Raw genomic sequence first — 24,856 nt, 5'->3', positions numbered from 1 at the left:
TCGCGCTTGCATCCTGAGCGTGATCGGAGCATCTCGAACCTATGACCCGTCGCATCGCTGTTTTGGCGCTCAGCCTGTCGGCTGCTGCCACCCTGTTTGCTGTCACGCCCGCCGCTGCCCAGTCGCAAATGACCGTGGCCCAGTTTCTGGAAGTGGGCGAGGATATCCCCCGTAACCGTGCCGCCGCCATGATGCGTTCCGATACGCGCCAGCTGATCCGCGTGGTCACCGGTGCCGTCAATCAGGTGAAGGCCGAACAGGCCACGGCCCAGCGCGCCGGTCGCCGTCCGAACCACTGCATTCCTTCTTCGGGCACAGGTATCACGCCTGAAAATCTGGTGGCGCGCTTCGAGGGCCTGCCCGCCAGCCGCCGAAACGTCACGGTCACCCAGGCCGTGCGCGACTGGATGAGCGAACGCTACCCCTGCCGCGGCTAAATTAGACATTCCCCGTAGTTCACAGGCTGTGGAAAACAGCTTACGGGACAACCCCTTTTCTGAGGTCTCCGTCATTCGCGTGATGGAGACCGTTCTGTTTGTATCAAGATCATGAACGCCCTGACCCCGATGCCTTTCGACTCTGATGTGACCGTGACGGCCATGCCGCACAACCTCGAGGCGGAGCAGGCGCTGCTGGGTGCGCTCATGTTCGACAATGCCGTGTTCGAGCGCCTCAGCGACCGCCTGCGCGACATCCATTTCTACGAACCTTTCCACCAGCGCCTGTTCAAGGCCATCGAAGACCATATCCGCCAGGGCCTGCTGGCCGAGCCGACCATTTTGATGGAGCGGTTCAAACAGGATCCGGCTTTCGCCGAGTTCGGCGGCCTTCGCTATCTCGCCGATCTGGTGGACCGTGCACCGCCGGCGGCCAATGCGCCGGACTATGCACGCGTCATCTATGATCTGGCCCTGCGCCGTGAACTGATCCGCATCGGCGGCCAGATCGCCAAGGACGCGCCCGATCCCGAGCGCCCCGCCGAAGACCAGATCGAACAGGCCGAACAAACCCTCTATTCGCTGGCCGAGACGGGCAAGCCGTCCTCCGGCTTTGTGTCCTTTTCCCACGCTCTGGCCGGTGCTGTGGAAATGGCGGGCGAAGCCTATCAGCGCGAAGGCAAGCTGGCGGGCCTTGCCACCCGTCTCGACGACCTCGACCAGAAGCTGGGCGGCCTGCACCCTTCCGACTTGCTGATCCTCGCGGGTCGTCCGTCGATGGGCAAGACGGCGCTGGCGACCAACATCGCCTTCAACGTTGCCCGCAACTACAAATACGAAATCCAGCCGGACGGCAGCCGCAAGACCGTGGATGGCGGCGTGGTGGCCTTCTACTCGCTGGAAATGAGTGCCGAACAGCTGGCCATGCGTATCCTCGCCGATGCGTCGGGCGTGTCCTCGGACAAGCTGCGTAAAGGCGAGATCGACGCCAGCGACTTCTCCAAACTGCGCGATGCGGCCATCGAGATCGGGGAAAGCCCGCTCTATATCGACGCCACCGGCGGTATTTCAATTTCCAAACTGGGGGCCCGTGCCCGCCGTCTGGCGCGTATGGAACACGGTCTCGACCTAATCGTGGTCGACTACCTTCAGCTGGTTACCGTCGGCGAAAGCGGCGGCAAGAACCGCGTGCAGGAAGTGTCCGAAATCACCGGTGGTCTGAAGGCGCTGGCCAAGGAACTGAACGTTCCGATTATCGCCCTGTCACAGCTGTCGCGTCAGGTGGAACAGCGCGACGATAAACGCCCGCAGCTGTCGGACCTTCGTGAATCGGGCTCGATCGAGCAGGACGCCGACTGCGTGATGTTCGTGTACCGCGAGAGCTACTACCTCGGCCGCGCCGAACCGCGCGAAGGCACCGAGGAACACCTGAAGTGGCAGGAAGACATGGACCGCCTGCAGCATCAGGCCGAGGTCGTGATCGGCAAGCAGCGTCACGGCCCCATCGGCATCGTGAAGCTGGCGTTCGACGCCAACACCACCCGCTTTGGCAATCTGGCCAAGGACGGGCGCTATGACAACCACGACTACGAATAAGGGCATTTCCTGCCCCTAATGGACTGGCCCGATGGGAAAACGGGGCGTAAACATTCGCCCCATGTCCTCCCTGCCCGCTTCTCTGCCCGCCAGCCTTACGGTCGATCTCGGCGCACTGGCCCGTAACTATCACACGCTGGGTGCCCTGACGGGCCGTCCGGTCAATCCGGTCGTCAAGGCGGATGGCTATGGGCTGGGCGCGGTGGCGGTGGCCAGACGCCTGATGGCCGAGGGCGCGCGCACCTTCTTCGTGGCCCGCGCGGCCGAGGGCGTGATCCTGCGTGAAGGACTGGGTGCCGAGCCGACCATCTATGTGCTGGACGGAGCCCACGGCGACAACATCGCCAATATCCGCGCCGCCAATCTGCGCCCCGTGCTGAACCAGCCCGCTCAGGTCCAGAACTGGCTATCGTCCGGCGGCGGGGCTTGCGGCCTGCAAATCGACACGGCGATGAACCGCCTGGGCTATCGCGTCGAAAACGCGCCCGAGCCGTTTGGAGGCTTGGCGCTGGTGATGACCCACCTCGCCTGCGCCGATGAGCCTGCCAATCCGCTGAACCGCCAACAGCGTGATGCCTTTGACGCCGTGTCGCGCAAATATCCCAACGCGACCCGCAGCTTTGCGAATTCCGGCGGCTGCTTCCTGGGCGAGGATTTCGGCTTCGATGTGGTGCGTCCGGGCATCTGCCTGTACGGCGGCGGCCCCGAGGGCAAGCCGCACGAGAATATCGCCCCCGTAGCGACCCTGAACGCCCAGATCATGCAGGTGCGTGACGTGCCGGTGGGCGAGACCGTGGGCTATTCCCAAGGTTTCCGCCCTGAAAAGCCGGTCACTATCGCCACCTGCGGCGCGGGCTATGCCGATGGCGTACTGCGGTCGTACTCGCCCAAGGGTCAGGTCTGGGTTGCGGGCGAAATGCGCCCCATCGTGGGCCGCGTGTCCATGGACGTACTGGCCGTCAATGTCACCGGTCTGGACGTCAAGGCCGGTGACACGGTCGAACTTTTCGGGGCCAACCGGATGATCGACGATGCCGCCACTGCCGCGGGCACCATCAGCTATGAACTGCTGACCTCGATTACCCCGCGCGTGCCGCGCCTCTACGTCGGCTAGGGACACAAAAAAGGGCACCTCGCGGGTGCCCTTTGTCTTAAACGGCGACGGCTTGCCTCAACCCATAGCAAACGTTGCCGCCCCGAAACCCACGATGGCAAAGGCGGCCAGAACCGCCCCGATCAGGCTGAAGATCACGATATTCAGCAACATCGCCACCAGCACCAGCACCACTGTGTACAGGACCTGTTTGTCCGCGGGCGTCTTCTTCAGCGGGGCCAGCCCCAGATACAGTAGATAGATGCCGTACAGCCCCAGCAGGCCAGCCAGCCAGTCCAGACCGATAATATTCAGAACGCCTGCGATCCAAGCGGGCGTCATGGAATAGACGGCCAGCTTCATCGACTGGACGACATTCTTTTCCGACCCGAAATTCTGGGCCAGACCGTCAATCACAATGCCCACCACATAGGTGGCCAGTAGCGCAAGACCGTAGCCCACGATGGCGGCCAGCAAGGCGCTGCCCACGCCGCGATCGCCAAAAAGCAGATCGTTGGCAAGGGACGACAGAGCCGGAATAGCCGCCAACACCATGGCATAGCGCGTAAATAGCGCCTTCACCGTGGTCTGTTCTGCGGCGACAATCGGCCATTCCAGCTTAGGCGCGCGCAGGATTCCCTTCACCCGGTCCACCAGATTCGGATCCAGCGCCGGTGTATTTTCAGCGGTCATAAAGGCCCTCCATATTGGCACCATCATAGGCCAAAGGGACCTGCGCCTCCATCCACCGGATAAAAAGAGAGCGCCGCCCGATGGACGACGCCCCCTTCTCTTCGACCGGACAAAAAATCAGACCATTGCAGATGCGATGGCAAAAGGCGCGATGATCAGACCGCCGATCATGCTGACAAAAAGGTTGGCAATCAGAGCCGCAATAATGGCCACCACAGCATAAAGGACGGCCTTGTCTTCCAGCGGTGTCTTCACGGTCTTGATGCCGAGGAAGATCAGATAGAACGAATAAAGCACGCCAATGAAGGCCAGAATGCTCAGCATCGGCACGATGTTGAGAATGCCCAGAATCCACACGGGGGTGAATCCATAGACGGACACCTTCATCGATTGCTCAAGATTGCGCTGCGCACCGAACGAGGGAGCCAGCACATCGATGATGAACCCCAGAACAAAGGCTGCGACCAACGTCAGCACATAGGAGACAACAGCTCCCACGATCAGTGCCAAAGCGCCCACTGCGCCGGCTCCACCAAAAACCAGTCCGCCGATAAGTCCGGCGATTGGCCCGATGGCGGCCAATATCATGGCATAGCCGGTGAAGAGCCCCTTCACGGTGGCGGGTTCCGCACCGATGATCGGCCATTCGGCCTTGGGTTGAAGCAGGATCGATTTGACGCGTTCGATCAGAGAGGGCTTTAGCAAAGGCGCATTATCAGCAGTCATCGGGGGCTCCGTTGGGGATGAAAGTCGGGCTGACTTCATCCCATAGAGCAAAAACTGCCATTTTCAGAACACCACTTTGTGACTAACGGCTGTGCGTCAAATCCGGACGTACCGTCTCAGCTAAGCCCTGTCGTCAATCGCGGGCTCTGCTAAGGTCCGGCCATGGCTCGTGACTCGTCTCTCTTCGTCTGCAAATCCTGTGGTGCCGTGCACGGCAAATGGTCTGGGCAATGCTCCGGCTGCGGGGAATGGAACACGCTGGTGGAGGAGTCGAAAGCGGCCCCTCCCGGTGCGATGAAGCCCACCGCCACGGCGCGTGGTCGCGGCCTGACGTTCGAGACACTGGCGTCCGACACGCCCGACCCGCCCCGCATCATCACCGGCGTGGCCGAGTTCGACCGCGTGTGCGGCGGCGGCGTGGTGCCCTCCTCGGCCATTCTGCTGGGCGGTGATCCGGGCGTGGGCAAATCCACCCTGCTGCTGGAGGTGACCGCCAAGGCCGCGCGCGGCGGGGCCAAGGTCGCCTATATCTCGGGCGAAGAAGCCATCGAGCAGATTCGCGCGCGGGCCAAGCGCATGGGCGTGGCCGATGCGCCCGTAGCGTTGGCCTCGGCCACCTCGCTGCGAGACATTCTGACGACGTTGAAACGCGACAAGTTCGACATCGTCATCATCGATTCCATCCAGACCCTGTGGTCGGATGCGCACGAGGCGGGCCCCGGCTCGATCACACAGGTTCGGGCCTGCGCCGCCGAGCTGGTACGCATGGCCAAGAATGACGGCCCCGCCATCATCCTCGTCGGCCACGTGACCAAGGATGGCCAGATCGCAGGGCCCCGCGTGGTCGAACACATGGTCGACGCCGTCCTCAGCTTCGAGGGCGAGCGCGGCTATCCCTTCCGTATCCTGCGCGCGGGCAAGAACCGCTTTGGCGCGACCGACGAGATCGGCGTGTTCGAAATGGGCGACAGCGGCCTGCGCGAAGTAGCCAATCCGTCTGCCCTCTTCCTCGGCGAAGGCAAGGAGGGCGCGCCGGGGGCCGCCGTCTTTGCCGGTATCGAAGGCTCTCGTCCCGTGCTGGTGGAGATTCAGGCGCTGGTCGCCCCGTCCGCCTATGGCACGCCGCGTCGTGCGGTCGTGGGCTGGGATTCAGGCCGCCTTGCCATGCTTCTGGCCGTGCTGGAGGCGCGCTGTGGCATCACCTTTGGCGACAAGGACGTCTATCTGAACGTCGCGGGCGGCATGCGAATCAATGAGCCCGCTGCTGACTTGGCGGCCGCCGCCGCGCTGATTTCCTCGGCACTGGACAAGCCGCTGCCCAAGGGCTGCGTGGTGTTTGGCGAAATCGGCCTCTCGGGCGAGGTCCGCGCCGTAGGCCGCGCCGAGGCGCGCTTGAGAGAAGCCGCCAAACTGGGCTTTGAACGTGCCATCGCGCCCGCCTTGGGCAAGGGCAAGAAGAGCGACGTCACCCTCACCGTGGTCGACAAACTGGCCGAGGCCGTGGATCGCATCGCCCAAAACCGCTTCTGAGATTCTGGACGATTTTTCACTACGGTTTCCGCTTACGGGCGCGATAGGATGGCGGCATGACCGGCTTCGACGTGTTCGTCATCCTCGCCCTGTTGTTTTCCTGTGCTGCCGGATGGTTTCGCGGAGGCCTGCGCGAGCTAACCTCTCTATTCAGCCTCGCCTTTGCGGCTCTGGTCGCCCTGATCACCCTGCCATGGACGGCCCCTTTCGGGCGTCAGCTGGTTGATCCGGACTGGGCGGGCTCCATTCTCGCGGTCGGCGTGGTGTTTGTGCTGACCTATTTTGGCCTGCGCCTGATGACCCATGCCATTTCCAGGGGCAGCCGCGGCCATGTACTGGGCACGCTGGATCAGTTGATCGGCGTCGGCATCGGTCTGATCCGCGCCCTTGTCATCATCGGCGGGGTGCATCTGACTCTGATGGGGATCATGGCCGACAATCCACCGCGCTGGTTCGTCGAGGCCAAGACCCTGCCCGTCAGCATCACCGCCGCGCGCACCATCCAGATCGCCCTGCCCGTCATCAGCAAGGGGGCCGATGCCCTGACCCCCGTGGTAAATCAGTCCGTACGCGAGGGTTTTTCGGACCAATCCGGGCCGAAACCGAACATTGAGCCTTGAACTTGACCGCCGTCAGGACTAGGTGCGGGCCATCCTACTTACCCTCGGTCATCGGAGTTCCACGATGCGCCACCATATCTCCGATCCCGTCGTTCACCGCGAACACTGGCGCGAACCGGACGATGAGCAGCTGCGCCTTGAATGTGGCGTCTGCGGGGTGTGGGGCGCTCCCGACAACGAGGCATCCTCTATCGTGGCTCTGGGCCTGCATACGCTTCAGCATCGCGGTCAGGAAGCTTGCGGTATCGCCAGCGTGCTGGAAGCCCAGAGCTTTTTCACCGAGCGCCACATGGGTCTGATCGGCGAGGCCTTTGGCAATGCGGATCTGACCAGCCGCCTGCCGGGATCGGCGGCGGTGGGCCACACCCGCTATTCGACCGCAGGCGGCAGCTTCATCCGTAACATCCAGCCGATGTTTGCCGATCTGGATCAGGGCGGCATCGCCATTGCCCACAACGGCAACCTGACCAATTTCAAGCACATCCACGCACAACTTGTGGCGGAAGGTGCAATCTTCCAGTCCACCTCGGACTCCGAGGCCATCCTTCACCTGATCGCCCGCAGCCGTAAGGCCAAGATCATCGACCGCTTCATCGACGCGCTGGGCCGCATCGAAGGCGGCTATGCTCTGGTGGCGCAGACCCGCTTCAAGATGATCGGCGCGCGTGACCCGCTGGGCATCCGCCCGCTGGTGCTGGGCAAGCTGGGTGAAGCCTGGGTGATGGCGTCAGAGACCTGCGCACTCGACACCATGGGCGCGACCTTCATCCGCGATGTGGAACACGGCGAAGTCGTCGTCATCGATGACGAGGGCCTGACCTCGATCAAGCCGTTCGCTGATCGTCCGGCCCGTCCTTGCCTGTTCGAATACGTCTACTTCGCTCGTCCGGATTCCATCGTGAATGGCCGCTCGGTCTACGAAGTCCGCAAGGAAATGGGCCGCCGCCTTGCACGCGAATTCCAGATCGACGCCGACATCGTGGTGCCGGTGCCCGACTCGGGCGTGCCTGCGGCTCTGGGCTATGCGCAGGAAGCGGGCATCCCCTTCGAAATGGGCATCATCCGCAGCCACTATCTCGGCCGCACCTTCATCCAGCCGTCGCAGGCCTCGCGCCAGAAGGGCGTGCGTATGAAGCACAGCCCCAACCGTGCCGTTCTGGCTGGCAAGCGCGTGGTGCTGATCGATGATTCCATTGTACGCGGCACCACCTCGCTGAAACTGGTGCGTGCCGTGCGCGCCGCCGGTGCCGCCGAGGTCCACCTGCGCTCGGCCAGCCCGCAAATCCTGTATCCGGACTTCTATGGCATCGACATGCCGGAGCGTTCGCAACTGATGGCCGCCACCCACTCCATGGAAGAGATGCGCGCCATTCTGGAAGTGGATTCGCTCGGCTTCCTGTCGATCGACGGCCTGTATGAAGCCACCGGCGTCGGTCCGCGCAACAACGACTGCCCGCAGTTCACCGATCACTATTTCACTGGCGACTACCCCACCCGCCTGCTGGATCGCGAAGCCGAAGAAGGCGGTCGCGAACTGGGCGGGAAGAAGGTTTCCATTCTGACCGTGAATGCCTGATCAAAAGGGCCGCCGGATCATCCGGCGACCCTTTCTTATAGGGCCGCACCGCGCTATCAGCGGGCTATGTCCGATACCGCTACCCTTCCTCTCGCAGATCGTATTGCCCTGGTTGTCGGGGCTTCGCGTGGCATTGGCCGCGAAACCGCTCTGGCACTGGCCAAGGCGGGGGCCCACGTCATCGCCGCCGCCCGCACCCAAGGCGGGCTGGAAGAGCTGGACGACGAAATCTTTGCCGCCACTGGCAAGCACGCCACCCTTATCCCGTTCGACATCATTGACGGCGGAGCGATCGACCGTCTGGGCGGTGCCCTGTATGAGCGTTTTGGCAAGCTGGACATCTGGGTTCAGGCCGCCGCCACCATGGGCGCAGAGGGCCTGACGCCGGTCAGCCACGCCGACCCGCGCGGCTTTGCCAAGATCGAGAAGGTCAACTTCACCGGCGTCTATCGCCTGATCCGCTCGCTGGAGCCTCTTTTGAAGGCCTCGACGGCGGCACGCGTGATCCATCTGACCACCAGCGTCGCGTCCGAGCCTCGCGCCTTCTGGGGGGCCTATGCGGCTACCAAGGCCGGTGCCGAGAACCTGATGCGCTGCTGGGCCGACGAGGTCGAATCCATGCCGATCCGCATTGCCATCGTCGATCCGGGCCGGATGCGCACCGGCCTGCGCGCCCAGGCCTTCCCGGGCGAAGACCCGTTGATCCTGCCGCATCCGCAGGAGATCACCCCCCTGATGGTGGAACTGGCCCGCGGCGACAAGGAACCGCCGCTGTTCACCCGCTTCAAGGACTGGAAGGCCGCACAGGCCCACTAAATGTCAAAGGGCCGCTTCTCTCCGAGAGGCGGCCTTTTTGCTGTCAGTCCTCGGATATGAAGGCGTGACCCCTCAGTTCTGGCTCCGGCAGTTTTGCCAGACCCTCCATAGTGACCAGATATTCGCGCCAGATGTGATGGGTGCGCTCGCGGATCAAATCCATCTCGCAGCTGGCGGCCATCACATTTCGGATCGTGCCTGACGACCATTGGGTATAGACCGCGCCGCAGGCCGCCTCGACATAGGCCCTCCAGAGCTTTTCATCGTCTGTGATCTCGGAGACTAGGGCCTCGGGATCGCCGTCGTCCATCTCGCGGATCAGCGCATAGGCCGCCTCGGTGTAGACTGCCAAGGTCCCCTTCAGCGCCTCAACCTCTCTGGCAGCGCAGATGTTCAGCTCCATCGTCGATCCGGCGGTGTCGCAATCGACCACAACATCCGCGTCCTGAGCGGGCGTCGCCCCCAGAGCCAGTGCGCTCAACAAAGCCGCCATGACCGTCATGATTGTCTCCGTATCTCTTCCACCAGACGCTGGCAGTTGACCGGAGCGGACGCCAATCACGATACAGGCATGAAAAAGGGCGACCCGATAGTGGATCGCCCTGCTTTCTTGCCATTCAGGCCGCAGCTTAACGCTTTGCGCCGCCCTTTTGGCCGGTACGGACACGGCCCGAACGCGACACCTGACGGGCCCCGCCCCGTGCACCCTTGCCCACAAAGACATTGGTGCCCGACTTTTTGGACGAAGAGGCTTTCAGTCCGCCCAGCGGTTTGACCTTGGGTTTGATACCGGCCTTGGACTTCTGCTCCAGCGCCTTGCCCGGCAGGTTCGAGAGCTTCTCTTCCTTCTCAGCCTTCAGCACCTTGCGCGGGGCGGTCTTGGCCGCGCCCTTGAAGCGTTCCGGACCCGACTTGGCGCCGCCCTCGGCATAGGGGTTAGCCCCCGAGGACTTGACGTTCAACCGCATCGGTACGCCCTTCAGATCGAAGGACTCGCGGATCGAATTCACCAGATAACGCTTGTAGTGATCTGGCATCGAGGCCGCGCGCGTCGCCATCAGAACAAACGTCGGCGGGCGGGCTTTGATCTGGGCGATGTATTTCGGCTTGATACGCTTGCCATCCACGGCGGGCGGCGGGTGGCGTTGAGTCGCCATCGCCAGCCAGTCGTTAAGGTCCTTGGTTTTGACCTTCACGGACCACGTCTCATAGGCCTTGAGGATCGCCGGCATCAGGCGGTCGACACCACGGCCGTTGAACGAGGACAGAGCGACAAACTCCGAGCCTTTCAGCTGCGGCAGCTTGTCGTCAGCCATCTGTTTCAGCTTGGTGAGACGCGCCTGCGGTTCTTCCTCGAGGTCCCACTTGGAGGCCACGTAAACCAGCGCACGCCCTTCCCGCTCGACCAGATCGGCCAGCTGCAGGTCCTGCGTGTCAAAGGCGTCGTCCTTGTCCATCACCAGTACGACCACCTCGGCAAAGGTGATGGCGCGGATGGTGTCGGCGACCGACAGCTTTTCCAGCTTTTCCTGCACGCGGGCCTTACGGCGCATACCGGCGGTGTCGATCAGACGGATGTTCTGGCCTTCATACTGCCAGTCCACCGAGATCGAATCACGCGTGATGCCGGCCTCCGGGCCGGTCAGCAGACGATCATCGCCGATCAGACGGTTGATCAGGGTCGATTTACCGGCATTCGGGCGACCGATCACGGCGATGCGGATCGGCTTTTCAGGCTCGTCCACTTCTTCGATGAATACGTCCTCGGACGCGCGCACCAGCGCCTGATACAGGTCGGCCATACCCTCGCCGTGCTCGGCAGAGATGGCCACCGGCTCTCCAAAGCCGAGGCTGTAGGCTTCGCCCACACCACCCGAGCTTTCGCGGCTTTCGGACTTGTTGGCCAGCAGGATGACCGGCTTGTGCACACCGCGCAGACGGTCCGCAAAGATGCGGTCCAACTGGGTCACGCCCTCGCGGGCATCCATGGTGAACAGGATGACATCGGCGTCGTCGATGGCGGCCTCGGTCTGCTCGCGCATGCGGGCTTCAAGGCTTTCGTCGGTGACGTCCTCATAACCTGCCGTGTCGATCAGGGTCAGGTCCATGTCGCCGATGTTGCCGTCGGCATAGCGACGGTCACGGGTCACACCGGGGCGATCATCGACCAGCGCAAGGCGCTTGCCGACGAGGCGGTTGAACAGTGTCGACTTGCCCACATTGGGGCGGCCGACGATGGCGATCTTCAGAGCCATGTCGGCCTTCTAACGCAATTTTTGTACAAGGTCAGCGGATGCTGATGAGGCGGGCGTCGTCGGTCAGTACATAAAGCGCGCCGTTATAAGCGGCAGGCGCAATATAGGCCGGAGCCCCCAGTTTCAGTTGGGCGGTCTGCGTACCGGTCTTGGGATCAAGACCAATGAGCTCGCCATCGGAGTTGACCAATACCAGACGATTGCTGGCCAGAATAGGGCCAGACCACACCGGACGCACGGTACGCTTGCCAAAACCAAGGAAACCGCCCTCGCGACGCACGCGACCTTCGTTCAGGTCACGGGTCCAGTAAACCTGACCGGAATCGCGGTTGATGACGGTCAGCTCGCCCGATTTGGACACCACATAGACCACATCACCCACCACCAGCGGGGCGTTCACACCCGCGATCGGCAGTTCCCAGCGCGCCGCACCGGTACGAACATCCATCGACTGGAGCACGCCCGACTGGCTGACGGCATAGACGAAGCCACGGCTGATCACCGGACGACCGGCGATGTCGCGCAGTTCCGACAGGGCGTTGGTGCGGCTGGTACGCGACAGCACCTCTTCCCACACCGGCTGGCCGTTGGTCGCTTGCAGCGCCACCAGCTGGCCCGAGGAGAAGGGCGCGATCACCGTCTCGCCCGATACAGCCGGACTGGAGGCACGCAGAATGCGAGCCGGTTCGGTGATGCCGCGATATGACCACAGCTGCGAGCCGGTGTTCATGTCCAGCGCCAGCAGCTGGTTGTCCACGTCCACGACATAGACGCGGTTACCGGCCACAGTCGGCGCACCGTGCACCGGCAGGTCGGTTTCCTGCTGCCACAGCACATTGCCGTTCGCCGCATCCAGCGCCGTCACATGGCGATAGCCCGAGGCGACGAAAACCTTGCCACCCGACACGGCCACGCCGCCGCCGAAGCCACCACCCGAACCGCCGCCGCCCAGCGACACGCCCAGAACGCGGCGACCGCTGTCATTCTCGGAGGACTTCAGATCTGCTTTCCAGACCACTTGGCCCGTGTTGGCATCCACCGCCGAAACGGTCGCCTCCCCGTCCATGGCATAGATGCGGCCATCGGCAGCCACCACCGGAGAGGTGACCTGCTTCATACGGTCCGACTTGGTGCCGATGTCACGACGCCAGGCGATGGTGAAGTCAGGGGCCGCGATCACGTGACCGACTTCGTTTTCGGCATTGCCACCCGGCTGCTGCCAGGCGGTAACGGCGGTGGGACCGGGGATGAAGAAGTCACGACCCGACAGGGCTGGCGACGGAGCCAGCTGCTGCTCGAACTCGAGGATCGAGATACGCTCGCCCTCGGTGGCCACAGCGGTCGGGCCTTCGTCGTTGCCAAGACCGAAAGGCAGGACCTTTTTCACGGTGCCGCACGAGGCGACAGTCGCGGCCAGACCGCACATCAGGGCGATTTTCAGCGTTCGGTTCATGGACAAACTTCCGGTCAGAATCACTGGGCTTGGGGCTGGGCGGTCGGGGCAGCAGCCTCGGCGGCTCCCGGAGCAGCGGCTTGAGGCACCTGAGCCTGCGGTGCAGCCTGCGGGGCGACAGCAGGCAATTTGGCCGCTTCAGTCACGATCTTCGGCAGCACACCAAAGGTACCGGCGTCAATCGTCTGCACAGCCAGCTGGGCGCGTTGGCGCACCGCTTCCGGCGCATCCTGACCCAGTTGCAGTTGCACGAAGACTTCACGCGCTTCGGCAGACTTGCCGTGCTGCAGCATGGCCATGGCCAAGGCTTCCTGCGCCATAGCGCGGAACGGGCGCTTGTCACCGGTCAGCGGCTCAAGACGCTTTTGGACCTCTTCGAGCGGCGCGGTGTCGATCAGCAGATAGGCTGCCTTCAGAGCGGCCGGATCGGACAGGACGGGGTCGCCGCTGGCCTTGGCCGCTTCGTCAAACAGGGCCACAGCCTCTTTGATCTTGTTCTGGTCGACCGCAATGCCAGCCTGTTGCATCAGAGCCAGAACCTTATAGCCCTTGGAAGCCGAACCTGCGGCTTCCTCGAAGGCGGTGTTCGCGCCCTCGGCATTACCAGCCTGCAAGGCCTCGAGCCCACGCTCATAAGCCGCCGAAGCCTTGTCGGCCTCATTGGTCTGCCAGGACTGATAGCCCCACCAGCCCAGAGCACCAATCAGCGCGACCGCACCCACACCGGCACCGATCGGCAGCCAAGTGCGTGCCAGACGCTTATAACGTTCGGAGCGAAGCTCCTCTTCGACCTGTTCGAAGACATCAACCAAGACAGTCGCCCCAAAAGCCGTTGAAAACACGGGTGGCAAATTCGACGCGACCCTAAAGTGTCCCGTCGCCGCCCGCAACGCAGGCGTTATTCCTTAGCCATCGTTTTTTATCGAATAATGGTCGAAGGCGGCGGGAAAACGGCGATCTTACAGCGATTGCGACAATCGGATTGCCGCTCCGGCCAATAGAGCCGTCAGGGCTATACTGATCAAAATCAACAGTTGCGGCCCGTCCAGAGCCCCCAAACCTACGTCGTCCAGCCCCAGATTCGTGGCCGTCTGGCGTAACATTCTCATAGCCTCGCCCACCTGACGGCGCACCAGCTCGGCCTCCGGCTTGTCCTGAAGGGCGAAGATAAAGCGCAGGCCAATGATCTCGCGAACAAAGAAGAAAAGGCCGACAAGGCCCGCCAGACCGATAAAAAGACGACGCCGCAGCGAACGTTTATGGATCCGCATTTCCATATCGGCCTGAAACAAGGACGAATCAGGCATCGACGGCAGCACGCGATATTCACGCTCGATAGCGGGGTCAAAATCATCAACCGACATTCCAAACCCTCCGGCTGTCCTCATGCGCCGGCAGCAGCCGCGCGCGAAGTTTATCCAGACCACGTTTGACATGTGATTTCACAGTCCCCAGTGGAAGATCCAGCGACACACCGATCTCCTCGTGCGTCAGCCCTGCCCCGTGGCACAGCGACACACACAGGCGCTCCGGCTCGCTCAGCGCTTTCAGCGCCGTATCCAGATCGACGCGCCCGATGCTGTCGATCTCGAGTGTTTCCAGCACATCGTCGGGCAAGGCCTCCACATAGCGGGCCTCTTTGCGCATCTGGCGCAAATAAAGCCGCGCCGCGATCCGCCCGACCCACGCTCCGAAATGCCCTTCGTTGCGATAGGCCCCGCATTTTTCATAGGCGATCATAAAGGCGTCCTGCGCCAGATCGTCGGCCAGTGCGGGCTGGGCCCCCATTCGGCGCAACAGACCACGCACCATGGATGAGTGACGGCGCACCAGTTCACCGAACTCGCGCCGCCCGCCCAGGGCTGCCAGCCCCGCCAGTTCCACGTCATGCATGTCCGTCAAAGGACGGGACTGCGCGCCTGCCATATCGCCCTCCCCGCCGTGCTCTAGTCGCGGTCCTTGTTGAACCGTGCCAGCACCAGATAGGCAATGCCGAACATCAGCGGCAGACACGCCACGCCCAGCAGGCCGTTGGAGATGCGTTGACCTTCGCCGAAGCCAAAGCTCAGAGTGGTGAACTGGCCCAACAGAGCCAAGCCGATAGCACCCGCCACACACAGAACGCCACGACGGATATCGCGGCTGCGCGACGGCAAACCTTTCCGCACATCGCGCGTCAGCACATCAATCAGTTCGGCTGGCAGGTTCTGGCCTTCGGCAATCGCCGAGCGGACCGTTTTCTGCATCTCCTTCTGGGAGCGGTGCGTGAAATAGCTCGGCATGATGAACACAGCCGCAAAGCTGCCGAACACCGCTACAATGGCGATAATGGCGACCATTTCTTCCATGACGCAATTCCTTGTCTCAGGGATAGCCACCGCCTGACGATGGCCTGTTATGTCCTTGAGAGGCCACCAGCATGGCCTATAGATGCGTCTTTTCGGATGAAATCTTCGTAAGGTCGCGACGAAGCCTTATCCCGACCCCGCGCGTTACCCTGTCACCACTCACAGACAAGGGCTTCGACATGGCGCAAATCACCTATCGCATCGTGGAGCACGACGGCGGCTGGGCCTATCAGCTGGGCAGCACCTACTCCGAGACCTATCCGGATCACGACAGCGCCACCGCCGCCGCCCGCCGCGCCGCGGGCGAGCAAAAGGTGCCAGACGCGGACGCCTGTATTGAATACCAAAACAGTCACGGCGAGTGGGTTACCGAGCGCGCCGACGGGCAGGACCGCCCCTCGACCGCCGTCGAGGAATAAGGCTCAGCCTTTCAGGGCCGCCTGATAGGTCTCCGGCTTGAACCCCAGCAGGGTCTGGCCATTGCCCAGATCGAGCACCGGACGTTTGATCATCGACGGCTGCTCGATCATCAGGGCGATGGCCTTTTCTGCATCCAGATCGGCCTTGGCCTCATCCGGCAGCTTGCGGAAGGTGGTGCCTGCACGGTTCAGCACCTTTTCCCATCCATGCTCGGCCACCCATTTTTCCAGCTCTGCCTTGGGCGCGCCCTTCACCTTATAGTCGTGAAAATCATAGGCCACGCCGTTGTCATCCAGCCAGACGCGGGCCTTCTTCATCGTGTCACAGGCTTTGATGCCGTAAATCGAGATGGACATGGTGCGCTCCTGAACGGGTACCGAATTCTTATCGGAGGCGGCTGTCGCATTGAACACCGGGCAGGTCAAACAGGGCGAGCTTTCAACGCGACCCAGTGTGCGTCAGAATGCCTCAACGCTTTTGCGAGCGGTTCGCATTAGGCAGTGTTCATCACAGCCCTATCCGGAGATTGATGCATGCGTCGTCTTACTGCCCTTGTTGCAACCGCTGCTGCCCTGACCCTCGCCGCGTGCGGCCAGTCGCAGGAAAAGACCGCCGATGGCGCGGCGTCCAATGTGCTGAACCTCTACACCGCCCGTCACTATGACGCGGACCAGAAGCTGTACGATCTGTTTCAGGAAAAGACCGGCATCGAGGTGAAGCGCATCGAGGGTCGCCCTGATGAGCTGATCGCCCGCATGAAGGCCGAGGGTGCCAACAGCCCTGCCGACGTGTTTGTGGCGGCCGACGCCGGTGCCCTGTGGCGCGCACAGAACGAAGGCCTGCTGCAGTCGGTCAACTCCGACGCCCTTAACAGCGCCATTCCGGAAAACCTGCGCGAGCCGTCCGGCCAATACTATGGCTTCTCGCGCCGTGCCCGCATCGTGGCCTATGATCCGGCCAAGGTTCAGCCGGCAGAGATCGCCGACTATGCCGCGCTGGCTACCCCGCGCTTCAAGGGTAAGATCTGCGCTCGCTCGGGCGATAACGTCTACAACCTGTCGCTGGTCGGCGCGATGATCGAAGCTTGGGGCGAAGAGAAGACCAAGCAGTGGGTCGAGGGCGTGGTGTCCAACTTTGCCCGTCCGCCGGAAGGTGGCGACCGTGACCAGATCCGCGCCGTGGCTGCCGGTGTCTGTGAAGTGGCCCTGACCAACTCCTACTACTTCATCCGTATGGCCAATGGCGAAGACGCCGCCGATCGCGACATCGCGGCCAAGCTGCGCCTCGGCTTCCCGTCGCTGGATGGCAAGGGCCCGCACGTCAACATCTCGGGCGGCGGCGTGGCGCTGAATGCACCGAACAAGGACAATGCGATTAAATTCCTCGAGTTTCTGGCTACGCCGGAAGCCCAACAGATCGTCACTGACCTGAACTATGAATATCCGGCAGCCAATGGTGCAGCCCCGTCGGCGGCGGTTGCCCCCTATGCCGACTTCACCGCCCACCCAATGAACGTCTCGCGCTACGGCATCAACCAGCCGAAGGCACAGTCGATCATCAGCGCGGCTGGCTGGCGATAAGCCTTCAGCCGACAGCACAGGTCCGTGAGGCCCGCCGCAGGAAACGCGGCGGGCTTTCGCCTTTGCATGTCTTGGGCTGGGCCGCGGCCATCATCGCCCTGTTGCCGCTGATCGGCGTGGTGTTTGCGGCCCTACAGCCTGGCCGCGCCGACATCGCCTTCAAGGACGTGGCCCGCTATGCCGCCACATCGGGCGTCGTGGCTCTGGGCGTGGCCGTGGTCACGGGCGTGGTAGGCACATTGGCCGCGTGGCTGGTGGCCATGCACCGGTTTCCACTGCGCAGCGTGTTTGCATGGGCGCTGGCGCTGCCGCTTGCCGTTCCGGCCTTTGCGCTAGCCTATTCCTATTCCCAGATTTTCGACGTCGGCGGCCTGTTCCGCATGTGGCTAAGGCCCACGCTGGGCTTTGATGTGCCGATCCAGATGCGCTCCATCCCCGGAGCCATCTTTGTGCTTTCGTGCGCGTTTTATCCTTACGTCTTCCTCGCCATGCGGGCCGCCTTTGTGAACCAGTCGGTCCATCCGGTAGAGGCTGCACGGATGCTGGGCTGTTCCGTGGGCGAGGCCTTCCGTCGCACGGCCCTGCCCTTGGCCCGTCCGGCACTGGCCGCAGGCATGGCCTTGGCCGTGATGGAGACGTTGGCCGACTATGGCGCGGTACAGTTTCTCAGCGTGCAGACCCTGACCACTGGCGTGGTGCGGGCATGGTCCGTCTATGGATCGCCCGCCTCTGCCGCGCGCTTTGCCCTGCCCTTGTTAGTGACCGCAGCGGCCCTGCTGGCACTGGAGCGCTGGGGCCGACAGGGCCGTCGCTATGAGACGACACGCGGCCAGCAACGCACGCTGGAGGCCACCCGTCTGCGTGGTTTCAAGGCGTGGGGAGCCACCCTGTTCTGCCTGCTGCTGCTGACGCTGGGGCTATTGCTGCCGGTGGGCTATCTGCTGTGGCGCTCTCTGGAAGTAACGCCGGACTGGCCGCGCCTGTGGGCCGCCACGGCGCGCACCTTGGGCATGGGCCTGACCGGAGCTGTCGTGACCGTTGGCCTGGCCACCCTGCTAGCGCTGGGGGCCAGCCGCATGCCGGTCGTCGCCCGCCTTGCCAGCCTTGGCTACGCCACCCCGGGGGCCGTGATGGCTATCGGTTTGCTGGCCCCTGCCGCCGTCATCTGGACCCTGTTCCCCGGTACCGTCAGCGGTATCGGGATGGGCGTCGCCCTTTTGATCTATGCCTATGCCGCACGCCTGATGGCCGCTGCGGTCGAGCCGATCGAGGCGGGCCTGTCCAAGGTCACGCCCTCCATGATCCATGCCGCGCGCAGCCTTGGCCACAGCGAGCTGTCCAGCGCGGGCCGCGTGCAGCTGCCCATCGCCAAGGGCGCGCTGCTGACGGCGGGCCTGATCGTCATGGTGGATGTGCTGAAGGAACTGCCCGCCACCCTGATCCTGCGCCCGTTCGACTTTGACACCTTGGCGGTCTTGGCCTCCAACTATGCGCTGGACGAACGCCTGTCACAGGCAGGCTGGCCATCGCTGCTGATCATCGGACTAGCCCTGCCGGGCGTGATCTGGCTGACCCGCCAAGTGACCGCCACCGGCCGCCGCCGCACCTCCCGCGAGACATCACTTTGACGACCGACGCCACCATTCGCCTGACCCAAGCCAGCCGCCGGTACGGCACGCGCGTGGCTGTCCGCGAGGCGTCCCTCAGCCTGTCCGCTGGTCGGATCACTGCCCTGCTCGGACCGTCCGGCAGCGGCAAGTCCACCATCCTGCGCATGATTGCGGGGCTGGAGCCACTGGATGGTGGCACGCTGCACATGGGTGACACCCTGCTGGCAGACGCCAAATCCGCGATCCCGCCCGAGCACCGCGACATCGGTCTGGTGTTTCAGGACTACGCCCTGTTCCCGCACCTCAGTGTGGCGGACAATGTCGCTTTCGGTCTGAAAGGCCCCAAGAGCGCCCGTCGCCAACAGGCAGTGGACTGGCTGGCGCAGGTCAAACTGGCCGACCGCGCCGACAGCTGGCCGCACATGCTGTCGGGCGGCGAGCAACAGCGCGTGGCCCTGGTGCGCGCCCTCGCCCGCCAGCCGCGCGCCATCCTGCTGGACGAACCGTTCAGCGGCTTGGACCGTCACTTGAAAAGCGAAGTCCGCCGCAGCCTGATCGACACCCTGCGCGCCAGCGGCACCGCCGTCCTCGTCGTCACCCATGACGCCGAAGAGGCGCTGATGATGGCCGACGATCTGGTGCTGATGGACAAGGGCGAAATCCTGCAATCCGGCACCCCGCAGGACTGCTATACGCGCCCCGCCTCCATCGCCGCCGCCCGTCTGTTGGGCGAGGCCGAGGTGCTGAAGGCCACCGTGCAAAATGGCGTCGCGACCACCGTCTTCGGCACCATGGCTTGCGAGCATGCCGATGGCGAGGTCTGGCTGATGGCGCGGCCCGAAGGCCTGAAGGCCGAGCCTGCCATTGACGGAGCCACCGTATGCGCTGTGGCGTTCGGCGGCACCTTCTACGAAATCCTGCTGGAAAAGGACGGCCAGTCCTTACGTCTGCGCGCACCCCAGACGATGCTGCGCGCGGGCGATAAGGCGGCTGTGCGTTTCGATCCCGCCAGTACTTGCCTCTACGCGGCCTGATTTCCGAACTGCGATCTCTCGCCTTTTGGGGAGCTTAAGGGCTAACTCCTCCGTTACCACATGATCTTTGTGGTCATTCAACGGGGGCGCACCATGCACATCAGCCGATTTACGGTTCTGGCCATCTGTCTTGTGGCGACAGTTGCCTTCCTTGTCGGACTGGCGTGGGAGCCTGCTCTGTGGCCGCTGGTACTGGTATTCGGTGCCCTGTCGCTGCTGGGCCTATATGACCTGATGCAGACGCGCCACTCGGTGCGCCGCAACTATCCTGTGATCGGCAATCTCCGCTGGCTGTTCGAGGCCCTGCGGCCCGAACTGCGCCAATATTTGTTTGAATCCGACAGCGAGGCCACGCCCTTTTCCCGCAGTCAGCGCTCGCTGGTCTATGCCCGCGCCAAGGGCGAAAGCAGCGAGCGCCCGTTCGGCACCCTGCAAGACGTCTATGGCGACCGCTATGAGTTCATCGCCCCGTCGATCCGTCCCGCGCCAGTGGCCGACCTGAGCACCCTGCGCGTGACCATCGGCGGGCCCCAGTGCTCCCAGCCCTATTCGGCCTCCCTGTTCAACATTTCGGCCATGAGCTTTGGCTCGCTCAGCGCCAATGCCATCCGCGCCCTGAACAAGGGGGCAAAAGCCGGCGGCTTCTATCACGACACCGGCGAAGGTGGCCTCAGCCCCTATCACCGCGAGGGTGACGGCGACATCGTCTGGGAAATCGGCAGCGGCTATTTCGGCTGTCGCACGCTGGACGGCCAGTTCGATCCCGAGCGGTTTGTCCAGAACGCCACCCTGCCTCAAGTGAAGATGATCGAGATCAAGATCAGCCAAGGGGCCAAGCCCGGCCACGGTGGCATTCTGCCTGGCCCCAAGGTCACGCCTGAGATTGCCGAGATTCGCGGTGTAGCCGTCGGAGTAGACTGCATCTCGCCGCCTTCCCATTCCGCATTCAGCACGCCCGTCGAGATGATGCAGTTCATTGCGCAACTGCGCGACCTGTCCGGCGGCAAGCCTGTCGGCTTTAAACTGTGCATTGGCCATCCGTGGGAGTTCATGGGCATCGTCAAGGCCATGCTGGAGACCGGCATTCTGCCCGACTTCATCGTGGTAGACGGTGCCGAGGGCGGTACCGGAGCAGCCCCGCTGGAGTTCACCAACCACATCGGCACGCCTCTGCGCGAAGGTCTGCTGCTGGTGCACAACACGCTGGTGGGGGCAAACCTGCGCCAGCACATCAAGATCGGCGCGGCGGGCAAGGTCATCAGCGCCTTCGACATCGCCAGTCTGCTGGCTATGGGCGCGGACTATACCAACGCCGGTCGCGGCTTCATGTTCGCGCTGGGCTGCATCCAGTCCCTGTCATGCAACACTAATAAATGCCCTGTCGGTGTGGCCACCCAGGACCCGTCACGCCAACGCGCGCTGGTGGTGCCGGACAAGGCCGAACGCGTGGCCACCTATCACAACAGCACCATGCACGCCCTTGCGGAAATGTTGGCCGCTGCCGGTATAGAAAAGCCCGCCGACCTCGGCCCACAGCATCTGGTGCGCCGTGTCAGCCAACACGAAATCCGCCTCTATTCGCAGATCCATACCTTCCTCAAGCCCGGCGAACTTCTGGAACAGGGTGAGCAACACCCCTTCTATGGCCTGTCATGGAAGCTGGCCGATGCGCACAACTTCACCGCCGAAAAGGGCTATTCGGCCTTCAACGATCTTGAGCTTCGGCCCAACTGAAGACCTGATCCAGCGGCACGCCAAACACATCGGCGATGCGGAAAGCCGTTTCCAGCGAGGGCGAATATTTACCCTGTTCGATAGCGGCGATGGTCTGGCGGGTGACCCCCACCCGCTCACCCAGCTCAGCCTGCGTCATTTCCGACGCGTGAAAACGCAGGGTACGAATGGTGTTGTGAAGCGACTTAGCCATGGAAGCCACGACGATAGCCGAGGATGATCATGATTTGGCGGATGATTTCACAGATCACGATCACCGCCAGCGCGGCGTTGACGATCTTGTAGGCCGGTGCGCTGAACGGAGCGACAACACCCACCAGGATGATCCCGCACATCATGGCCAGATAAGCCACTGAAGAGGCTCTGCGGTCTATGGCGCGGTCCCGCTCGTCGGCCTTTTGATTGGCGTCACGATGCGCCGCTAGGGCCAGCGCACCCGCCCCTACGGCCATAATCAAAGCGTGGAAAACCGCCACCGGACCGAATGTCCCGATGATGGCGACCATATTGTCCCGCCCGAAATCCACCGACGGGCCGATTGCCAAAAAATACACCCCGTATGCGACACCAGACCCCAACAGGGTCAGCCAAGCCAGTTTCTCGCGAAAAGCCATGATCGTTTCCTTCCCTGTTGAGATAACAGGAATACCAAATCGAACATGATGTCAAATTTATTTAACATAGAGGCAAGCCTGCTTAACATGTGGCAAGGTGGCACGCAGTCAACCGCCTTGCCTCGCCTCCTCGACTCCCCACGGGCAAGTCCGCCATGACGGCCTAACCACGCATAGTGCTCCACTACCCGCTAGACCGGCAGCGCTGTCGTGTATTTCACCTGACTGAGAGCGAAGTGGGAGGCGGCGGTGGCCACGTTGGCATGGTTCAACAGGTCGCGCATGAGGAACCGCTCATAGCCCGCCACATCCTCGGCCACGATGCGCAGCAGATAGTCCCACTCACCGGACATGGAATGGGCCTCCATCACCTCGGGCTTGGTGTGGAGAAAGTTCTCGAACGCCTGCCGCTCATTCGGCGAGTGCGACTTCATCCGCACCTGACACATGACGTTCACGCCGCGCCCGACTTTCTCGGCATCCACCAGCCGCACTTGGGCCCGCAGCACGCCCGCCTCCTCCATGGCCTTGATCCGCCGCCAGCATGAGGCCGGAGACGAGCCCGCCTGTTCGGCCAGCGCGGCATGGCTGAGCGAGGCATCGGCCTGCAGCAAGCGCAGCAGGCGGCGATCCACGTCATCAAGATCGTACTGTTTCATTATTTCGACAATCCTGAACGATTTTAGTCATCAGCCGTCATTTCATGGCCTGTTTTGAAAGGCAACGCGCAAGTTCTGATGGCAAACTGTTGTCATGCAGATTCAGGCGCAAGATCCTCGGCAAGAGGACCGCCTCATAGCCTACGGGAGGACACGCCTTGGCCAGCCATGTGCATCAGATGCCGCCGGAAGGGGCCTCGTCCGACTGGACGATCCCGCAGAACTGGTCGGCCTATACGCCCGAAGAACATGCCCTGTGGGACGTGCTGTTCGAGCGCCAGTGCAAGCTTCTGCCGTCGCGTGTCACGCCCGCCTTCATGGAAGGGCTGGACATTCTAAAGTTGTCCGACAGCGGCATTCCGAACTTTGAGGACCTGTCCGAACGCCTGCACAAGCTGACGGGCTGGCAGGTGGTGGCGGTGCCGGGTCTGGTGCCGGACGAGGTATTCTTCGATCATCTGGCCAATCGCCGCTTCGTCGCAGGAAACTTCATAAGAACGCCGGAACAGATTGATTATCTTCAGGAACCAGATGTGTTCCACGATGTGTTCGGTCACGTTCCCCTGCTCGCCCACCCTGTCTTTGCTGACTATATGCAGGCCTACGGTCAGGGCGGACTGAAGGCGATGAAACACAACGCCATCCACAATCTGTCGCGCCTGTACTGGTACACGGTCGAGTTCGGCCTGATAAAAGACGGCGACGATATGAAGCTGTATGGGGCGGGTATTGTTTCTAGCCGTACAGAATCGATCTTTGCGTTGGATGACGCCTCGCCCAACCGCATCGGTTTCGACATGAAGCGCGTGATGCAGACCCGCTATCGCATCGACGACTTCCAACAGACCTATTTTGTCATCGACAGTTTCGAGGACCTGTTGACCCAGACGGTCGAGACGGACTTCGCGCCGATCTATGCCGAACTGGCCACCGAAGCCGAGTACGAACCCGCCGACATTTTGCCCACAGACCGCGTCTATACCCAAGGCACCCAAGCCTGGGCCAACCGCGTCACGGATAACTGATTTCACAAGTTTTTCCGTATCTTGTATGCGGAAGCTGACACAGCAACGGAGACCATTCCCATGGCCATTACCGCTGAAAACCCCATCGGCCTCGACGGCTTCGAGTTCGTAGAGTTCACCAGCCCCGATCCGGCCGCCATGAAGGCCCTGATCGAACAACTGGGCTTTGTGCCGACGCACACCCACCCGACCAAGAAGATCACCCGCTACAAGCAGGGCCAGACCAACCTGCTGGTCAACGACGAGCCGACCGGTCAGGCCGCCGACTTCCGCGCCGAGCACGGCCCGTCAGCCTCGGGCATGGCCTTCCGCGTGGCAGACGCCCAACAGGCTTTCGACCTCGCCATCTCGCGTGGCGCACACGCCGTTGACGCTTCGGTGGGTGCTCTGGGTGCCGACGCCAAGGTGTTGCAAGGCATTGGCGGTTCGTACCTGTACCTGATCGACCAGTACGGCGAAAAAGGCAGCATCTATGACAGCTGGACCGAGATCGAAGGCTGGCAGGAAGCCGAAGCTGCAAACTCGGTCGGCCTCGATATCCTCGACCACCTGACCCACAACGTGAAGCGCGGCCAGATGCGTACCTGGTCGACCTTCTACAACCAGATCTTCGGCTTTGAAGAGCAGAAGTATTTCGACATCAAGGGCAAGGCGACCGGCCTGTTCTCGCAGGCGATGATCGCGCCGGACAAGGCGATCCGCATCCCGCTGAACGAGTCGCAGGACGAGAACTCGCAGATCGAAGAGTTCATCCGTCAGTACAACGGCGAAGGCATCCAGCACCTCGCCATGACCACCGACAACATCTACGAGACCGTCGAGAAGCTGCGCGCCCGTGGCGTGAAGCTGCAGGACACGATCGAGACCTACTATGAGCTGGTGGACAAGCGCGTCCCCGGCCACGGCGAGGACCTCGAGCGCCTGAAGAAGAACCGCATCCTGATCGACGGCAACGTTGGCGAAGAGGGCCTGCTGCTGCAGATCTTCACCGAAAACCTGTTCGGCCCGATCTTCTTCGAGATCATCCAGCGCAAGGG

27 protein-coding genes are annotated in these 24,856 nt (G+C 62.6%); 14 read left to right on the top strand and 13 right to left on the bottom strand.

All coding sequences use genetic code 11. The features are described 5' to 3' along the window. Window positions 1-41 precede the first annotated feature (41 nt). The 3 genes from B3B04_RS08050 to alr all read left to right on the top strand — a co-directional run bounded on the left by B3B04_RS08050 (window position 42) and on the right by alr (window position 3,147). Window positions 42-437, top strand: a complete 396-nt coding sequence (locus B3B04_RS08050) for a hypothetical protein (protein WP_292041746.1) — start codon at window positions 42-44, stop codon at window positions 435-437. A gap of 111 nt (window positions 438-548) precedes the next feature. Continuing rightward, entirely contained in the window at window positions 549-2,033 is a 1,485-nt protein-coding gene (locus B3B04_RS08045; protein ID WP_292041745.1) for a replicative DNA helicase, read from the top strand. 61 nt (window positions 2,034-2,094) lie between these two features. Next, window positions 2,095-3,147 (top strand): alanine racemase, encoded by a 1,053-nt coding sequence (gene alr / locus B3B04_RS08040; RefSeq protein WP_292041744.1) that lies wholly within the window; start codon window positions 2,095-2,097, stop codon window positions 3,145-3,147. Window positions 3,148-3,204: 57 nt separating this feature from the next. Here the strand turns inward: alr and B3B04_RS08035 are convergent, their stop codons facing one another. Further along, window positions 3,205-3,819 carry a Yip1 family protein gene (locus tag B3B04_RS08035; RefSeq protein ID WP_292041743.1) on the bottom strand — a complete coding sequence of 205 codons (615 nt, stop codon included), beginning with the start codon at window positions 3,817-3,819 and terminating at the stop codon, window positions 3,205-3,207. 117 nt (window positions 3,820-3,936) lie between these two features. Next, window positions 3,937-4,545, bottom strand: a complete 609-nt coding sequence (locus B3B04_RS08030) for a Yip1 family protein (protein WP_292041741.1) — start codon at window positions 4,543-4,545, stop codon at window positions 3,937-3,939. 162 nt (window positions 4,546-4,707) lie between these two features. On the opposite strand from B3B04_RS08030, the gene radA reads away from it, so the two are divergent. The 4 genes from radA to B3B04_RS08010 all read left to right on the top strand — a co-directional run bounded on the left by radA (window position 4,708) and on the right by B3B04_RS08010 (window position 9,087). Further along, window positions 4,708-6,075: a DNA repair protein RadA gene (gene radA, locus B3B04_RS08025; RefSeq protein ID WP_292041740.1), complete on the top strand. Its 1,368-nt coding sequence runs from the start codon at window positions 4,708-4,710 to the stop codon at window positions 6,073-6,075. A 56-nt stretch (window positions 6,076-6,131) separates the two neighbouring features. Then, a complete protein-coding gene (locus B3B04_RS08020; RefSeq protein WP_292041738.1) occupies window positions 6,132-6,695 on the top strand; it encodes a CvpA family protein in 564 nt (187 codons plus the stop codon). Between the two features lie 64 nt (window positions 6,696-6,759). Further along, window positions 6,760-8,271, top strand: coding sequence for an amidophosphoribosyltransferase (purF, locus tag B3B04_RS08015; protein WP_292041737.1), 1,512 nt, complete (start codon window positions 6,760-6,762; stop codon window positions 8,269-8,271). Window positions 8,272-8,337: 66 nt separating this feature from the next. Continuing rightward, a complete protein-coding gene (locus tag B3B04_RS08010) occupies window positions 8,338-9,087 on the top strand; it encodes an SDR family NAD(P)-dependent oxidoreductase (protein WP_292041734.1) in 750 nt (249 codons plus the stop codon). A 43-nt stretch (window positions 9,088-9,130) separates the two neighbouring features. On the opposite strand, the gene B3B04_RS08005 is transcribed toward B3B04_RS08010, so the two are convergent. The 7 genes from B3B04_RS08005 to B3B04_RS07975 all read right to left on the bottom strand — a co-directional run bounded on the left by B3B04_RS08005 (window position 9,131) and on the right by B3B04_RS07975 (window position 15,143). After that, a complete protein-coding gene (locus tag B3B04_RS08005) occupies window positions 9,131-9,589 on the bottom strand; it encodes a lysozyme inhibitor LprI family protein (protein ID WP_292041732.1) in 459 nt (152 codons plus the stop codon). Between the two features lie 127 nt (window positions 9,590-9,716). Further along, window positions 9,717-11,342: a ribosome biogenesis GTPase Der gene (gene der, locus B3B04_RS08000; RefSeq protein WP_292041730.1), complete on the bottom strand. Its 1,626-nt coding sequence runs from the start codon at window positions 11,340-11,342 to the stop codon at window positions 9,717-9,719. Between the two features lie 31 nt (window positions 11,343-11,373). Beyond that, the gene (locus tag B3B04_RS07995) at window positions 11,374-12,795 is read right to left on the bottom strand and encodes a PQQ-like beta-propeller repeat protein (RefSeq protein ID WP_292041727.1); all 1,422 of its coding nucleotides are present in this window, start codon (window positions 12,793-12,795) and stop codon (window positions 11,374-11,376) included. Window positions 12,796-12,815: 20 nt separating this feature from the next. Then, window positions 12,816-13,607, bottom strand: coding sequence for a tetratricopeptide repeat protein (locus B3B04_RS07990; protein ID WP_292041725.1), 792 nt, complete (start codon window positions 13,605-13,607; stop codon window positions 12,816-12,818). Between the two features lie 147 nt (window positions 13,608-13,754). After that, window positions 13,755-14,159, bottom strand: a complete 405-nt coding sequence (locus B3B04_RS07985) for a hypothetical protein (protein WP_292041723.1) — start codon at window positions 14,157-14,159, stop codon at window positions 13,755-13,757. Then, window positions 14,149-14,721, bottom strand: coding sequence for an RNA polymerase sigma factor (locus B3B04_RS07980; protein WP_292041721.1), 573 nt, complete (start codon window positions 14,719-14,721; stop codon window positions 14,149-14,151). Before B3B04_RS07980 ends, B3B04_RS07985 begins: the two co-directional genes overlap by 11 nt. A gap of 20 nt (window positions 14,722-14,741) precedes the next feature. Next, on the bottom strand, window positions 14,742-15,143 hold the full coding sequence (locus B3B04_RS07975; protein ID WP_292041720.1) for a DUF6249 domain-containing protein: 402 nt from the start codon (window positions 15,141-15,143) through the stop codon (window positions 14,742-14,744). A 71-nt stretch (window positions 15,144-15,214) separates the two neighbouring features. Here B3B04_RS07975 and B3B04_RS07970 point away from each other — a divergent pair, with 71 nt between their 5' ends. Next, window positions 15,215-15,562 carry a DUF2188 domain-containing protein gene (locus B3B04_RS07970; RefSeq protein WP_313442599.1) on the top strand — a complete coding sequence of 116 codons (348 nt, stop codon included), beginning with the start codon at window positions 15,215-15,217 and terminating at the stop codon, window positions 15,560-15,562. 3 nt (window positions 15,563-15,565) lie between these two features. Here the strand turns inward: B3B04_RS07970 and B3B04_RS07965 are convergent, their stop codons facing one another. Beyond that, window positions 15,566-15,919 (bottom strand): ArsC family reductase, encoded by a 354-nt coding sequence (locus B3B04_RS07965; protein WP_292041718.1) that lies wholly within the window; start codon window positions 15,917-15,919, stop codon window positions 15,566-15,568. Between the two features lie 177 nt (window positions 15,920-16,096). On the opposite strand from B3B04_RS07965, the gene B3B04_RS07960 reads away from it, so the two are divergent. From B3B04_RS07960 to B3B04_RS07945, 4 genes are all read left to right on the top strand, one after another. Beyond that, entirely contained in the window at window positions 16,097-17,143 is a 1,047-nt protein-coding gene (locus B3B04_RS07960; protein ID WP_292041715.1) for an extracellular solute-binding protein, read from the top strand. 62 nt (window positions 17,144-17,205) lie between these two features. Then, on the top strand, window positions 17,206-18,771 hold the full coding sequence (locus B3B04_RS07955) for an ABC transporter permease (protein ID WP_292041713.1): 1,566 nt from the start codon (window positions 17,206-17,208) through the stop codon (window positions 18,769-18,771). Next, the gene (locus tag B3B04_RS07950; protein WP_292041712.1) at window positions 18,768-19,787 is read left to right on the top strand and encodes an ABC transporter ATP-binding protein; all 1,020 of its coding nucleotides are present in this window, start codon (window positions 18,768-18,770) and stop codon (window positions 19,785-19,787) included. The genes B3B04_RS07955 and B3B04_RS07950 overlap by 4 nt, the downstream gene beginning before the upstream one ends. Window positions 19,788-19,880: 93 nt before the next feature. Beyond that, window positions 19,881-21,521, top strand: a complete 1,641-nt coding sequence (locus tag B3B04_RS07945) for an FMN-binding glutamate synthase family protein (protein WP_292041710.1) — start codon at window positions 19,881-19,883, stop codon at window positions 21,519-21,521. Here the strand turns inward: B3B04_RS07945 and B3B04_RS07940 are convergent. The 3 genes from B3B04_RS07940 to B3B04_RS07930 form a co-directional block, all read right to left on the bottom strand. Then, the gene (locus B3B04_RS07940; RefSeq protein ID WP_292041708.1) at window positions 21,493-21,714 is read right to left on the bottom strand and encodes a helix-turn-helix transcriptional regulator; all 222 of its coding nucleotides are present in this window, start codon (window positions 21,712-21,714) and stop codon (window positions 21,493-21,495) included. The two genes, B3B04_RS07945 and B3B04_RS07940, sit on opposite strands and share 29 nt — an antisense overlap. Continuing rightward, window positions 21,707-22,135, bottom strand: coding sequence for a DUF2178 domain-containing protein (locus B3B04_RS07935; RefSeq protein ID WP_292041706.1), 429 nt, complete (start codon window positions 22,133-22,135; stop codon window positions 21,707-21,709). Before B3B04_RS07935 ends, B3B04_RS07940 begins: the two co-directional genes overlap by 8 nt. 191 nt (window positions 22,136-22,326) lie before the next feature. Further along, window positions 22,327-22,794 carry an Lrp/AsnC family transcriptional regulator gene (locus B3B04_RS07930; protein ID WP_292041704.1) on the bottom strand — a complete coding sequence of 156 codons (468 nt, stop codon included), beginning with the start codon at window positions 22,792-22,794 and terminating at the stop codon, window positions 22,327-22,329. Window positions 22,795-22,973: 179 nt separating this feature from the next. On the opposite strand from B3B04_RS07930, the gene phhA reads away from it, so the two are divergent. After that, window positions 22,974-23,819 carry a phenylalanine 4-monooxygenase gene (phhA, locus tag B3B04_RS07925; protein WP_292041812.1) on the top strand — a complete coding sequence of 282 codons (846 nt, stop codon included), beginning with the start codon at window positions 22,974-22,976 and terminating at the stop codon, window positions 23,817-23,819. Window positions 23,820-23,879: 60 nt separating this feature from the next. After that, window positions 23,880-24,856, top strand: a 977-nt coding sequence (gene hppD / locus B3B04_RS07920) for a 4-hydroxyphenylpyruvate dioxygenase (protein WP_292041702.1), incomplete at its 3' end; no start/stop codon positions are given.

It is taken from the genome of Brevundimonas sp. UBA5713 (assembly GCF_002419815.1).
In the GTDB taxonomy this organism is placed as follows: domain Bacteria; phylum Pseudomonadota; class Alphaproteobacteria; order Caulobacterales; family Caulobacteraceae; genus Brevundimonas.
The sequence above is the reverse complement of the archived record's forward strand: the minus strand, read 5'-3'. Positions and strand labels throughout refer to the sequence as shown.